Below are 821 nucleotides of genomic sequence, written 5' to 3'. Positions count from 1 at the left end.
CTCCTGACTCCTGACTCCTGACTCCTGACTCCTGAACTCCTGACTCCTGACTCATGTGCTACGTTATCAGTTATTCTATTGGCTAGGTATCTACCCTTAATATTAGTTCTATCGAATACGAATTACTGTGCGTTTTGATATAGTTACACTTTTCCCTGACTGTTTCACGTCAATTCTCAATTCTGGTTTGCTGGCTAAGGCCTTAGCTAAACAGATTGCTCAAGTGCATCTAGTTAATCCCAGAGACTTTACCACGGACAAACACCACAAGGTGGATGATGAAACCTATGGTGGTGGTGTGGGAATGCTGATGAAGCCAGAACCGATTTTCGCGGCTGTGGAGTCTTTGCCGATTCTACCCCGTCGTGATGTGATTTTGATGAGTCCCCAAGGACAACCGATGAACCAGCCCTTGCTGCGGGAATTAGCCGCGAATTATGACCAATTGATTGTTATTTGTGGTCATTATGAAGGGGTAGATGACAGGGTGCTAAATTTGGTGACTCGTGAGATATCTTTGGGCGATTTTATCCTCACTGGGGGAGAAATTCCTTCTATGGCTTTGATTAATGGTGTGACGCGGTTGCTACCGGGAACTGTGGGTAAGGAGGAATCTCTCAAAAATGAAAGTTTTGAAGCGGGTTTGTTAGATTTTCCCCAGTATACTCGTCCTGCTAATTTTCGTGGTTGGAAAGTCCCAGATGTGCTACTAAGTGGTAATCATGCAGCAATAGCTCGTTGGCGTTTTCAACAACAAATTCAGCGCACTGCTTCCCGTCGTCCCGATTTGCTGAAAAAATGGCAAGAAGAGCAGGGGGAGT

Annotated in this window: 1 protein-coding gene; it reads left to right on the top strand. The window is 45.4% G+C overall.

Features of this window, described 5'->3' with window-relative positions; all coding sequences use genetic code 11:
- Positions 1-127 precede the first annotated feature (127 nt).
- Positions 128-821: tRNA (guanosine(37)-N1)-methyltransferase TrmD (gene trmD / locus FJR09_RS05150; protein ID WP_015079844.1), on the top strand; the 694-nt coding region annotated here is incomplete at its 3' end.

It is taken from the genome of Dolichospermum sp. UHCC 0406, from assembly GCF_009712025.1.
Lineage (GTDB): Bacteria > Cyanobacteriota > Cyanobacteriia > Cyanobacteriales > Nostocaceae > Dolichospermum > Dolichospermum lemmermannii.
The sequence above is the reverse complement of the archived record's forward strand: the minus strand, read 5'-3'. Positions and strand labels throughout refer to the sequence as shown.